The organism is Streptomyces sp. NBC_00400 (assembly GCF_036048035.1).
Taxonomy (GTDB): Bacteria; Actinomycetota; Actinomycetes; order Streptomycetales; family Streptomycetaceae; genus Streptomyces.
The window spans coordinates 164,466-177,299 of sequence record NZ_CP107940.1 but is presented as its reverse complement, the minus strand read 5'-3'; the positions used below and the strand labels follow the sequence as shown (position 1 = coordinate 177,299).

Sequence of the window (12,834 nt, the reverse complement as noted above, 5' to 3'; positions counted from 1 at the left end):
CATGGTCCTTCTGGCTCAACGTTTCGGGAGAGAGCCCTAGGGTTGTTGCGGGGGATGGGGAAGGCAGGGCGCCGGAGGGTGGTCAGGGGGAGACGAAGTCGCAGAGGGCGGGCAATGGAGCGGCCGCCTCGATCGAGCCTATATAGACGATGGCCTCCTCGAACTGGAAGTAAGAGAGTCCTTCATGGCGTGGGCCGATGACGAGCAGGTTGTCCCCGCAACGCCAGGCGGCGTGGCGCCAGCCGCCGTCTCCCATGGCCGACGTGCCGCCTTCGATCGTGACGTCTTGCTCCGGTGGACCGAGCCGTTGGGTGAACGCGGCGACAGTCGCGTCGATGTGCGCGTCGAACACCTCACGTTCGGCGTTTGCCTGGCCGGACCAGCCGGGCAACGAGCCCCACAAGTCTTCGTTCCAGGCGTCGTCGTCGACCCAGTAGAAGTGGGCGAAGGACACGGCAAGGGCGTCCCCGAGATGGGCGAGGTGCCCCTCGGCGGTGACGAACGTGTCTTCCCACGGCACGTCGTCGCCCGCCTCGCACCAGCCCAGACGCCGCATCGCCGCCTCGGAGACCGCCCAGTCGCCCAACGGCAGTTCCGCCAGGCCGGCGATCTGCTCCACCAGACGCGGGGTGAAGGAGCATGCGGCGACGTGAAAGGCAATGTCATCAGGGTCTTCGTCTGTCATGGCAGGACGGTATCCGGACCGTACGCGTTTTTCAGGGCCGGGTCGGCGTGGGGCGGAGGTGCTGCCGGAGGGAACCAAGGGGAGATTCCGTCCGGGAATTCATGTCGGTTCCTGTGGGGGAGAGGAGTCGGCGGAGGCCAGCGGGAGGCGCACCTGGAAGCGGGTGTCGCCGGGGACGGAGTGGAACCGCAGGTCCCCGTTGTGCTTGTTGACGACGATCCGCCATGAGATGTCGAGACCGAGACCGGTACCCTCACCCACCGGTTTGGTGGTGAAGAACGGGTCGAAGACGCGGTCACGGATCTCCTCGGGGACTCCGGGGCCGGTGTCGCGGAACTCGACGAGCAGATGGTCTCCCTCGCGGGCGGTGTGTACGGTCAGCGTGCCGTCGGCGCCCGTGCCGTTCATCGCCGAGACGGCGTTGTCGATCAGATTCGTCCACACCTGGTTGAGTTCGCTGGGGTAGGCCGGGATCTTCGGCAGGCTGCGGTCGTAGTCCTTGACCACGGTGATGCGGGGGCCGATCTTCGCGGAGACCATCAGCAGGGTGCTGTCCAGCAGTTCATGCACGTCTGCGACCTGGTGGGGCGCCCGGTCGAGTTGCGAATACTGCTTGGCCGCGGTGACGAGTGCCGAGACGCGGTGGGTCGACTCCTCGATCTCGTTCATCAACAGTTCGGTCTCCACGGTGTAGTTGAGCCACCGCACGGCACCTTCGAGGGTGTCCGCGTCCACCGCTGCCGCGATCCGGTCCAGCCAGTCGGTGTCGAGGCCCGCCTGGACGAAGGTCGGCGCGAGCTGCCATCCGTCCCCGATGCCGTGGTCGTCCAGCCAGTCGGAGAGGGCGTCCTCCCGGTCCGAGGCTTCCAGCGGGCTCAGGGAGGTGGCCTTGGCGACGCGTTCGGCCGTGCGTTCCTGGACTTCGATGAGCGTCTGCAGGTTTTCGCTCCGGTACGGGCGTGCCGCGATGAGGCCGAGCTTGTGGCGCATCCCGGCCACACGCTCGCGGAGTGCGGACGTGGCGCGCACGGCCGCGGTGGCGGGGTTGTTGAGCTCATGGGTCAGCCCCGCGGACAGCGACCCGAGAGCCAGCAGCCGTTCCCGTTGGCCGACGGCCTCCTGGGTGCTCTTGGCCCCGAAGAAGAGGCCTTCCAGCAGGTGCACGGCCATGGGAAACCACTCGCGCATGATCGCGGCGAAGGTCTCCGCCGGCAGCACGAAGAAGCGTGCGGGCTCGATGACCCGCAGGGAGCTGTTGTACACCTGCCGCAGGCGGTCACCCAGGTAGGCCTGGAAGGCTCCCGCGTACACCCCGCGGCTGGAGCTCCGGGTGATTTCGACGTCGTAGTCCCCGATCCGGCGCGAGAGCGCGAGGGTCCCTTCGAGCAGCACATAGAAGCACGTGGCGGCGTCGCCCTCCCCGTACACCGGCCCGGGCGGGAACTCCTCCACACGGCCTTCGCGGCAGAGCCGGGCGATCTGGTCGGGGGCCAGCTTCTCGAACAGGAACAGCGAGGCGAGTTCTTCCTGGCTGCACGGCATCGGCCGGCCGTTCATGACTGCTCCAGATATCGGTGGGCGAGCATGACCGCCATGGCTCCCTCGCCCACTGCGGAAGCGACACGCTTGGCGGACTCGGCGCGGGCGTCCCCGGCCACGAACACGCCCGGGACGTTCGTCTCCAAGTGGTACGGCGGCCGGTCCAGCTCCCAGCCCTCCGGCGGGCGCCCGTCCGCGGTCAGATCGGGGCCGGTCAGGATGAACCCGTGGGAGTCCCGGAGCACCGTGCCCTCCAGCCAGTCGGTCAGCGGGGCCGCGCCGATGAAGACGAACATCCACTGGGCGTCGACGAGTTCGGTGTGGCCGGTCACGGTGTCGCGCAGGGTGATCTGTTCCAGCTGATGCGCACCGTGGGCGGCGTCGACGACCGTGTTGGTGCGCACCGAGATCGTGGGCGTCTCGTCGACCTGCTGGACGAGGTAGTGCGACATCGACGTGGTCAAGGAGGGCTTACGTACCAGTACGGTGACCGACTTGGCGCTCCGGGCCAGGTAAATCGCGGCCTGGCCCGCGGAGTTCGCGCCGCCGACGATATACACATGATGGCCTTGGCACGCTGCCGCTTCGGTCAGGGCCGAACCGTAGAACACGCCGCAGCCGGTCAACTCGGTCACCCGGGGCGCGTCCAGCTGTCGGTACGACACGCCGGTCGCGAGAATCACGGAGTGCGCGGCAACCGCGGAGCCGTCCGAGAACCGGACGACGCGCGAGGCGCCGTTGACCTCCAGCCCGGTGACCTCGCGCGCGGTCAGCATCTCGGCACCGAACTTCGCCGCCTGCCGCCGGGCCCGGTCGGTGAGCTGTGCCCCGGACACACCGTCCGGAAAGCCGAGGTAGTTCTCGATGCGTGAGCTCTGGCCCGCCTGGCCTCCGGTCGCGGAGCGCTCCACGAGCACGGTGCGCAGGCCCTCGGAGGCCCCGTACACCGCCGCACCCAGACCGGCTGGTCCGCCACCGATGACGACGAGGTCGTAGAAGTCGGTGGCCGGGGTCGTCGCGAGACCGACCCGGGCGGCGAGCTCCTGGTCCTCGGGCTCGACGAGGGCCGTGCCGTCCGGAGTGATCACCAGCGGGAGCCGGAGCCCGTCCTCGCCCGCGGCGCACAGCAGCCGCCGGCCTTCCGGATCGTCGGACGAGTACCAGCGGTACGGCACCTGGTTACGGGCCAGAAACTCCCGTACGGCCGACGAACGCGCCGACCAGCGGTGCCCGACGACCCTGGTGACGGCCACCGGCCGGTTGTCGGTGGTCCGCCAGGACTGCAGCAGGTCGTCGAGGACGGGGTACAGCTTCTCCTCGGGTGGCTCCCAGGGCTTGAGGAGGTAGTGGTCGAGGTCGACGACATTGATCGCGTCGATGGCCGCGTTGGTGTCCGCGTACGCGGTCAGCAGCACCCGCCGGGCGCCGGGGTAGATGTCGAGAGCCTGCTCAAGGAACTCGATGCCGTTCATCTTCGGCATCCGGTAGTCGGCCAGGATCACCGCGACGGGGCCGCCGCGCAGCTTCAGCTCGTGCAGTGCGGCAAGCGCGGACTCGCCGGACTCCGCGCGGACGATCCGGTACGACGCGCCGTAGCGTCGCCGCAGGTCGCGGGCGACGGCCCGGGACACGCCCGGATCGTCGTCGACGGTCATGATGACGGTCCGCACCGGACCGGCGGTCTGCTCCACAGGCATCCCGTCCCCGGGTCGATCACCGTCCCCGAGCCGATTGCCCGTCCGCACCGGCCTCACATGCCTGTCCGGCACACCGGTGCGCCGGCAGTGCCCATTTTATGGGTGAATATCAAGCTCTGCTAGGCAAAATCGGGTCCGCGGTTCCTTGTCGGGAACTGCCGGGGACGCTCCCGAGCCGCCGGGCACGCCCCAGCCGCGAGGCGGCGCGGCGGCGTGCGCCGTCAGGGGGCGGGGCGTCTCAGCCGGCGGCCCAGGAGGAGGGCTCCTGCGCCGGCGATCAGCGAGGCGGCGGCGATGCCGGTGAGTGCGGTCGCGGCCCGGGCATCACGGGAAGCCCCCGTGGCGGGCAGCGCGGGACGGGTGGACTCGGCCGCAGTGGCGGCTTGGAGGATGAGGTCGGTGACCGCTTCGGGGTGGGAGAGCATGGCCACGTGGGAGGAGTCGATCTCCACCGTGTGGGAACCCGCACGTTTCGCCTCGAAGCGTTCCTGGTCGGGGTTGATGGTCTTGTCCTGCTTCGCGACGAGGAACCACGACGGCAGGTTTCTCCAGGCCGCCACCTTGGCCTTCTGAGAGAACGCGGTCGTGGCCACGGGCCGTTGGGTCACCGCCATGAGCCTTGTGGTGCTCTCCGGCAGGTCCGCGGCGAATACCTGGTGGAGCTTGCCGGGCTTGAGGTAGAGGTCGGTCCCGCTGACGCCGCCGGCCCGGTAGGGAACGGACTTCGTGGCAGTGCCGAGTTCGCTGGGGAACCTGGCGGCCAGGGACATACCGCTCTCGCCCACGTCGGGCATCAGCGCCGATACGTACACCAGGGACTTCACCCGGCCGTTGCCCGCGGCGGCCGAGCTGATCAGGGAGCCGCCGTACGAGTGGCCCACGAGCACGATCGGACCCTTGATGCTGTCCAGCACGGAGGCGATGTAGGTGGAGTCGCTGTACAGCCCGCGGAGCGGGTTGGCGGGGGCCATGACGGCGTAACCGCGCTGTTCGAGCCGTTCGGCGACCCCGTTCCAGCTGGAGGCGTCCGCGAACGCCCCGTGCACCAGCACGATGGTGGGTTTGGCCGTGGTCGTGGTCGTGCCGCCGTCCGCGGTGGCAGGTGCCGCCACGGACGTGCACAGGGCTATGGCGCACCCGGCCGCGATGACGTGTGTGCGACGTATTCGACGCCGTGAGCCGGGGACCGGAAATGCTGCCATGGTGTTCTCGCTTTCCGTGAGACCTACAGCACCTGAGTGTTCACCCCGCTGCAGCGGCGGGCGCGGCCACGCGTTCCGAACGGGTCACCGTGGTGGGCTGTCCACGTGAATGCGGAGTCAACGGGTTTCCGGAATCTGCCTCATGAGCAGTCAGTCCGGCGACAGTGGGTTGATCTGCAAGTTCGCGGCATGGTGTGGCCCCGTGGGCTGCGGTAGCGGGGGCAGGGAGGGCTCTCGCAGCCAGGCGTCGAAGAGGCCGTCCAGGGGCACGGCTGCGTACTGCTGGGCGTGCGCGGTGAAGTCGGCGGTGCTCACGGAGCCGTGGCGATGGATGCGGGTCCAGTCCGTGAGCATCCGGAAGAAGGCGTCGTCGCCGAGGGCGCAGCGCAGCGCATGGACCGTCAGCGCTCCCCGCTCGTAGAGCCGGTCGTCGAACATCAGCTGCTTGCCCGGGTCGGCCGGCAGCAGGTCCTGCGGAAGCGTGGCCAGCAGCTGGTGCGCGACGGTGGCGTGAGCGACCGCGGTACCGCCTCCCGCGTGCTCCGACCACAGCCACTCCGCGTACTTGGCGAAGCCCTCGTTCAGCCAGATGTGCCGCCAGTCGGCGACCGAGACGCTGTTGCCGAACCACTGGTGGGCCAGTTCATGGGCGATCAGGCGTTCCCAGGTGCGTGCGCCGTCGAGATGGTTGGTGCCGAAGGTAGCCATGGCCTGGGCCTCCACCGGGACGTCCAGTTCCTCGTCGGCGATCACGACCGTGTACTCCCCGAAGGGATACGGCCCGAAGACCTCCTCGAAGAACCGCATCATGCGGGTCTGCCGGGCGAAGTCCTCGGTGAATTCGGGCAGCAGCCGCGCGGGCAGGTGGGCGGTCTGCGTCACCGGCGGGCTCTGTCCGTCCGCCGGTGCCGGGCCGGTGAGCGACACGGCCGTGTACCTGCCGAGGGAGACGCTCACCAGGTAGGCGGAGGTCGGGGCGGGCTGCTCGTATACCCAGGTGGTGCTGCTTGCCCGGGTGGTGCGGCTGAGCAGCCGGCCGCCGGTGATCGCGGCGTACGGGGACGGCGTGGTGATCGCCACCCGGTAGGAGGCCTTGTCGGCCGGCCGGTCATTGCAGGGGTACCAGGACGGCGCACCGACCGGCTGGCTGGCCACCAGCGCACCGTCGGCCAGCTCCTCCCAGCCCAGGCCGCCCCACGGGCTGCGCACCGGCATGGGATTGCCGGTGTAGCGCACCTCGACGGTGAAGGCGGTGCCAGGGGCGAGCGCCTTCGCCGGGCGGATCCGCAGCTTGCCCGCCCGGTGGGTGTAGCGCACGGTACGGCTGTCCAGCAGCACCCGCTGAATCCTCAAGGCGGCCAGGTCGAGTGTGATCTCCTCCAGCGGCGCGGGGCCTGCCAGCGCGCTGAGCCGGGCCGAGCCGCTGAGCCGGTTGGACATGGGCCGGTAGTCCAGGTCGAGTGCGTAGTGGTGGACCCGGTAGCGGGTGTCCCCGTGATCCGGGAAGTACGGGTCCCTGCCGGGAGGGGAAGCCTGCCGGGGATTCAACGGTCTCGCTCCCTCCTGGCACCGGTGGGCCTGCGGTGCCTCGTCGCGCGGTGCCTCATTCTCGCCACGCCGCCATCGGGTTGCCCAGCCACCGGGTGCCGTCCGGGACCGTTTCCGCGCCCATGGCCAACGACGCCGGCCCGAGTGCGCTGTGCGCCCCGAGGATGCTGCCGGGCAACACGATGCCGCCGGGGCCGAGTGTGGCGCCCTCGCGGAGAACCACGGTGTTCATGCGCATGATGCGGTCGTGGAAGAGATGGGTCTGCAGCACACAGCCCCGGTTGACGCTCACCCCGTCCTCCAGGGTGACCAGGTCGGCTTCCGGCAGCCAGTAGGTTTCGCACCACACACCCCGGCCGACGGTGGCTCCCAGAGCCCGCAGCCAGAGGTTCATCAGCGGGGTGCCCGGCACCGGACCGATCAGCCACGGCACGGCCAGCACCTCGACGAAGGTGTCGGCGAGCTCCGTCCGCCAGACGAAGCCGCTCCAGAGCGGGTGTTCCGCCGGGCGGAACCGGCCCACCAGCAGCCATTTGGCAGCGATGGTCACCCCACAGGCAACGGTCCCCGCGGCCAGCAGCACCAGGCCGGACAGCAGCGCCGCCACCGCCGGCGAGGCGTGTGCGGCCAAGTGGGCCAGCGCGGCCACCGACAGCAGGCCGAGGGCGGCGGAGACCAGCACCGGTAGCAGCCGGCACCCTTCGACCAGTCCTCGGGCCCAGAGCAGCCGGGCCGGGGGGTCGTAGGTCAGGCGACGGTCCCCGGTGCCTGCCGAACGCGGCAGACGCATGGGCGGCATCCCCAGGTACGAACTGCCTTTCTTCGCCTTCTCCGGAGTTGCGGACAGCACCCCCACCAGGCCTCGCGCCGGGATGGCGCGGCCCGGGGCGGTCATGCCGGAGTTGCCGAGAAAGGCCCGCTCGCCGATCTCGGCCGCGCCGATCCGCAGCCACCCGCCCCCCAGCTCGTACGGAGCGACCAGGGTGTCATCGGCCAGGAAGGCTCCGTCGCGCACCCTGGTGAGACTGGGCAGCGCCAGCACGGTGGAGACCTCGGCGCGCCTGCCGACCTTCATTCCCAGTGCACGCAGCCAGACGGGAGTGATGAGACCGGCGTAGAGCGGAAACAGCGTGTCACGTGCCCGGTCCATGAGCTGGCTGACGGTCCAGGCCTGCCAGCCGATCCGGCCGTGCAGCGGATACCAGCCGGGGCGCAGACCGCGGCTCAGCAACCGGACGGCGACGATCAGCAGGGCGGCGTACGCCGCCCCGAAGGCCAGTGTGGCGGGCACGAGCGCGATCAGCGCTCCGCGTACGGCGTCGCCGGGGCCGTCCCCGGCGTGGACGAAACAGCCCGCCACCGCCAGTGCCGGGACCGCTGCCGGCAGCCGCAGCAGCCCGAGCCCCGGGCCGCTCATACCGTAGAGCGCCGCCCACCCGGCCCGGCGCGGCGGACGCCGCTTGGGCCACCGCCGTTCGGCCTTGCCCAGCTTGACGGCGGGCGCGCCGCCCCAGCTCTGGCCGGTCGGCACCCGGGCGGTGACGACGGAACCGGGAGCGATCTGGGCCCGCTTGCCCACCCGGGCGCCGGGGAAGAGCGTGCTGCGGACACCGACCACCGCGCCGGAGCCCACCTTCACCGGACCGACCTCCAGCCGGTCCCCGTCCAGCCAGTAGCCGGACAGGTCCACTTCGGGCTCGACGGCACACCCCCGGCCCAGCTTGAGCATCCCGGTGACCGGCGGCAGCGAATGCAGATCGACGTCCGGCCCGATACGGGCGCCCAGCGCCCGGCCGTAACGGACCAGCCAGGCTCCGGACAGGCAGTGCGCCCCGCTCAGCTCCGCGAGCCGTTCCGCGGTCCACAGCCGCAGATGGACGTTTCCGCCGCGCGGGTAACTGCCGGGCCGCAGCCCCCGCAAAAGCAGCCGCGCCCCACCGGCTGCTGTCGCCAGCCTGCCCGGCGGGCTGAAGAACAGCAGGCCACCGGCTGCCGGCCACCACCAAGAGGCCGTCGGCGCCCAGGGATAGCTGCCGCACCACGCCAGGACATTGCCCAGGACCAGCAGCCCCGGCATCCAGCGCAGCCCGGCCACGGTGAAGAGCGGCAGGAGCAGGAGCAGTTGCACGAGGCCGGCCTTGGCCGGGACGGGCGTCACCCGGCGCGTGCCGTCGCGCTCGTCCGGCGCGGAACGCTCCAGCAGCCGGGCCAACTTGCGCAGGGTGGGGTGCCGGTAGATGTCGCGGACGGCGGTGGCCGGGTAGCGGTCGCGGAGCAGGGTGGTGAGCTGGGCGGCGGCAAGGCTGCCGCCGCCGCTCGCGAAGAAGTCGTCCCGGGCGTCGGTGACCGGCACACCGAGAATTTCATGCCACCGCCCGGCCAGCCATGCTTCGGTGCCGGTGAGCTGCCCGGCCGGACCCGACAGGCCGGGATCGGGCCCTGCCGTCCGCGGCAGCGGCCAGGGCAGCGCGGCCCGGTCCACCTTGCCGGAGGTGCGGGTGGGCAAGGCGTCGACCGGGGCGAGCAACGGCACCAGGGCGACGGGCAGCTGGGCGCGCAGCCGCTCGACGGCCTGCGTCCGGTCCCAGCCGTCCTGGGTCACCACATAGCCGACCAGCAGGGGGTTGCCGCCGCGCGCCGTCCGGACGGCGGCCGCGGCGCCGATCACGCCGGGCAGAGCTTGGAGGGCCGCGTCCACCTCGCCGAGCTCGATCCGCCGGCCGCCGAGCTTGATCTGTTCGTCGTCGCGCCCCAGGAAGACCAGTCCGTCGGGCTCGGCCCGTACGAGGTCACCGGTGCGGTAGGCCCGTGGCCAGCCGAGCGACGCCAGCGGGCCGTATTTCTCGGCGTCCTTGTCGCGGTCCAGGTAACGCGCCAGTCCGGCCCCGCCGATGACCAGTTGGCCGCTGCCGCCCATGGCGACCGGTTCACCGGCCCCGTCCACCACGGCCAGGTCCCAGCCGTCCAACGGCAGGCCGATCCTGACCGGTCCTTCGCCGGTCAGCAGCGAGGCGCAGGTGACCACGGTCGCCTCGGTCGGACCGTAGGTGTTCCACACCTCCCGCCCCTCGGTGACCAGCCGCTCCACCAATTCGGGCGGACACGGCTCGCCACCGAAGACCAGCAGCCGTACTTCGTTGAACGCCTCGGCCGGCCACAAGGCGGCGAGTGTGGGGACCGTGGACACGACGGTGATGTCCTGTTCGGCGAGCCACGGGCCGAGACCGGCTCCGTCACGCACCCGGGAACGCGGCACGGGCACCAGACAGGCGCCGTGCCGCCAGGCAAGCCACATCTCCTCGCAGGAGGCGTCGAAGGCGACCGAGAGACCCGCCATCACCCGGTCACCCGGACCGATCGGCTCCTCCTGGAGGAACAAGGCCGCCTCGGCGTCGACCAAGGCCGCCGCGCTGCGGTGGGTGACGGCGACGCCCTTGGGCCTGCCGGTGGAACCGGAGGTGAAGATGATCCAGGCGTCATCCGCGGGACCCGGACGGCGCGGAGAGCCGGTGGCGCGGCCGCCCGTCAGGGTCAGACGCCGCCCGGCCTCCAGGACGGCGCTCACCGCCGCCTCACCGAACACCAGATCCGCCCGCTCGTCCGGGTCCTCGGCGTCCACCGGTACATACGCCGCACCCGCGGCGAGCACCGCCAGAATGCAGATGTAGAGATCATTGGTGCCGGACGGCAGCCGCACCCCGACGCGGTCGCCCACGCCGATCCCGGCCGCCGCCAGCCGGCGCCGTAGTTCATCGACCTCACCGGCGAGCTCCTGGTAGCTCAGCGGGGTCCGTCCGTCGTCCAGGGCCGGCTCGTGCGGATGGACCAGGACGGTGATGTCCAGGACGTCCACGAGCGTCCGCGCAGCGAAAGCCGTCCGTCCGCCGAACACGGCGGGAGGGCCGTCGGCGCGCTCACCGATGGGTTCCCGCTCCGGCACCATGGGCCCCGACACCAGCTCAACCATGCGCTCCTCGTCCTTCGTTCCCCTTCCGCGACCAGGCCCGGGCCGGGGGCGGGGGACGTGCACCTGGTGCCGCGCGGCCTGCCTGGTCCCGCCCGGCCCCGGCACGGACCACGTGAATCGCTTGCCGGGCTCACCCGCCCATCATGCGAATATCCGGCATACCGCAATGCACGGCGAGGATTATGGGCAAAAGGGTTGTTTCATTCCGTGCCGGTGGTGACGTCAGCCGAGCACGGTGCGGGCGATCTCCAGGGCGAGCCGCAGTTCCGGTGAGTTGTCTGCGGTGGTGGCCGAGGGCAGGAGCTCTTCTGCGCGTTTGACGCGGTAGGCGAGAGCCGGGCGATGCGTTCCGCCTCGCGTGCGCCGTAGCGGCTGCGCCGCATCACGCCGTGCCGCGGGCGGAAAATCGGGTGAGATCGGCGCGAGGATACGAAACACTCGCGCCGGCCGATGAGTCTTACCGGGCATGCCGGTCTCTTCCTACAATCACACCCATCCATCACACCCACGTTCGTGCCGACAGCCCTTGGCTGCGAGGCGACTGTGCCCAGGAACCCCAGCGAGGTGCTGCCATGACAGCTGCGATCCAAGAACGACCGGCCGTGCAGGCGGGCCGCATACCGACCGTGGTACGGCTGCTGGTGCTGGCCACATTCGTGGTGATCCTCAACGAGACGATCTTGATCAACGCCATCCCGCGGTTGATGGACTCGTTGCACATCACCCAGCAGTCGGCGCAGTGGGTGTCCACGGCGTTCATGCTGACCATGGCCGCCGTGATTCCGGTCACCGGCTGGTTCCTGCAGCGGGTCACCACCCGCCGGGCTTACGCCATCGCGATGGGAGTGTTCCTCGCGGGTACCGCCCTGTCAGCCGTCGCGCCCTCCTTCGAGGTGCTGCTGCTCGGGCGAGTCGTACAGGCCGCAGGTACAGCCGTGATGATGCCCCTGCTGATGACCACGTTGATGATCGTGGTGCCCGAACAGGACCGCGGCCGGGTGATGGGCAACGTCACCCTGGCGATCTCGGTGGCGCCCGCGCTCGGACCTGCCGTGTCCGGGCTGATCCTGCAGACCGGCTCCTGGCGGATGCTGTTCGTGGTCGTCCTGCCGATCGCGGCTCTGGTGACCCTGCTCGGGCTGCGCAAGGTGGACAACATCAGTGAGCCGCAGGTGGGTGCCATCGACTGGCTCAGTGTCTCCGTGGCGGCGCTCGGCTTCGGCGGCCTGGTGTACGGCCTGAGCCTCCTCGGCGAAACGGGCAGCAGGTTCGGGCTCGGCATCGGCATCGTCCTCGCCGGGGTCGCGGCAATCGCGGTTTTCGTGATCCGCCAGCTCAAGCTGCAACGCACCGGCACGCCTCTGATGGACCTGCGAACCCTCGGTCACCGCACCTATGGCCTTTCCCTGGCCCTCATATCCGTCGGCTTCCTGGCGATGCTCGGGTCGATGATCCTTCTGCCGCTGTACCTGCAGAACGTGCGCGGGCTCAGCCCGCTGGAGACCGGCTTGCTGGTCATGCCGGGCGGTCTGGCCATGGGACTGCTCGGACCGACCGTGGGAAAGATCTTCGACCGGTTCGGCAGCCGGCCGCTGGTGCTGCCCGGCTCGATCGGGATGGTGCTCGCCCTCTGCGGTTTCACCCAGGTCTCGATGACGATGCCGTACTGGCAGGTGCTCGGACTGCACGCGCTGCTGATGGTGAGCCTGGCGGCGACGTTCACCCCTGTCTTCACGCTCGGTATGGGTGCGCTTCCCCCGCACCTGTACTCCCACGGCAGTTCGATGCTCGGGACGTTGCAGCAAGTCGCCGCAGCGTTCGGGACCGCACTCGTGGTGACCGTGATGTCCGCGCGCACCGGTGACCTGGTCGCCGACGGCGTCGCCGCCGTGCCCGCAGAGCTCAGCGGGATGAAGCTGGCCTTCGGCGTCGCCGCCGCTCTCAGCGTGGTGACGATCGCCATCGCCGCGAAACTGCCGCGCCGGATCGCTGCCACCGCCGCCGAGGACGGCAGCGCCGCGGAGCAGCCCACGGCATCATGAGGGCCGGGCGGAACGAAATCCCGCGCATCTCTTGGTGACTGCCCGGTCGGTGTCGGCGTCCCGTGGCCGCACAGTGCCGTCCTCGCTCCCCGGTGGCCACGGGGCGTGCTTCCGGGCTGAATGCTGCCGAATTCACCGTGGCCTTGTGGCCGGT

At 70.4% G+C, this 12,834-nt stretch carries 8 protein-coding genes; 1 reads left to right on the top strand and 7 read right to left on the bottom strand.

All coding sequences use genetic code 11. The features are described from left to right. Positions 1 to 82 precede the first annotated feature (82 nt). The 7 genes from OHS81_RS00790 to OHS81_RS00760 all read right to left on the bottom strand — a co-directional run bounded on the left by OHS81_RS00790 (position 83) and on the right by OHS81_RS00760 (position 11,106). Complete coding sequence (locus OHS81_RS00790) at positions 83 to 685, bottom strand: hypothetical protein (RefSeq protein WP_328381447.1); 603 nt, start codon at positions 683 to 685, stop codon at positions 83 to 85. 99 nt (positions 686 to 784) lie between these two features. Continuing rightward, positions 785 to 2,242, bottom strand: coding sequence for an ATP-binding protein (locus OHS81_RS00785; RefSeq protein ID WP_328381445.1), 1,458 nt, complete (start codon positions 2,240 to 2,242; stop codon positions 785 to 787). Beyond that, entirely contained in the window at positions 2,239 to 3,921 is a 1,683-nt protein-coding gene (locus OHS81_RS00780; RefSeq protein WP_328381443.1) for an FAD-dependent oxidoreductase, read from the bottom strand. The genes OHS81_RS00785 and OHS81_RS00780 overlap by 4 nt, the downstream gene beginning before the upstream one ends. A gap of 221 nt (positions 3,922 to 4,142) precedes the next feature. Then, complete coding sequence (locus OHS81_RS00775; protein ID WP_328381441.1) at positions 4,143 to 5,123, bottom strand: alpha/beta fold hydrolase; 981 nt, start codon at positions 5,121 to 5,123, stop codon at positions 4,143 to 4,145. Between the two features lie 150 nt (positions 5,124 to 5,273). Beyond that, complete coding sequence (locus tag OHS81_RS00770; RefSeq protein ID WP_328381439.1) at positions 5,274 to 6,671, bottom strand: M1 family metallopeptidase; 1,398 nt, start codon at positions 6,669 to 6,671, stop codon at positions 5,274 to 5,276. A 55-nt stretch (positions 6,672 to 6,726) separates the two neighbouring features. Continuing rightward, positions 6,727 to 10,638 carry a Pls/PosA family non-ribosomal peptide synthetase gene (locus tag OHS81_RS00765; protein WP_328381437.1) on the bottom strand — a complete coding sequence of 1,304 codons (3,912 nt, stop codon included), beginning with the start codon at positions 10,636 to 10,638 and terminating at the stop codon, positions 6,727 to 6,729. Positions 10,639 to 10,860: 222 nt separating this feature from the next. Further along, positions 10,861 to 11,106, bottom strand: coding sequence for a hypothetical protein (locus tag OHS81_RS00760; protein WP_328381436.1), 246 nt, complete (start codon positions 11,104 to 11,106; stop codon positions 10,861 to 10,863). 104 nt (positions 11,107 to 11,210) lie between these two features. Between OHS81_RS00760 and OHS81_RS00755 the strand changes: the two genes are divergently transcribed. Further along, positions 11,211 to 12,680, top strand: a complete 1,470-nt coding sequence (locus tag OHS81_RS00755; protein ID WP_328381434.1) for an MDR family MFS transporter — start codon at positions 11,211 to 11,213, stop codon at positions 12,678 to 12,680. Positions 12,681 to 12,834: the final 154 nt, after the last annotated feature.

Bases quoted from the DNA above. Each gene is read 5' to 3' on its own strand.
- OHS81_RS00790 (WP_328381447.1), bottom strand. From the start codon at position 685: ATGACAGACGAAGACCCTGATGACATTGCCTTTCACGTCGCCGCATGC.
- OHS81_RS00785 (WP_328381445.1), bottom strand. From the start codon at position 2,242: ATGAACGGCCGGCCGATGCCGTGCAGCCAGGAAGAACTCGCCTCGCTG.
- OHS81_RS00780 (WP_328381443.1), bottom strand. From the start codon at position 3,921: ATGCCTGTGGAGCAGACCGCCGGTCCGGTGCGGACCGTCATCATGACC.
- OHS81_RS00775 (WP_328381441.1), bottom strand. From the start codon at position 5,123: ATGGCAGCATTTCCGGTCCCCGGCTCACGGCGTCGAATACGTCGCACA.
- OHS81_RS00765 (WP_328381437.1), bottom strand. From the start codon at position 10,638: ATGGTTGAGCTGGTGTCGGGGCCCATGGTGCCGGAGCGGGAACCCATC.
- OHS81_RS00760 (WP_328381436.1), bottom strand. From the start codon at position 11,106: ATGCCCGGTAAGACTCATCGGCCGGCGCGAGTGTTTCGTATCCTCGCG.
- OHS81_RS00755 (WP_328381434.1), top strand. From the start codon at position 11,211: ATGACAGCTGCGATCCAAGAACGACCGGCCGTGCAGGCGGGCCGCATA.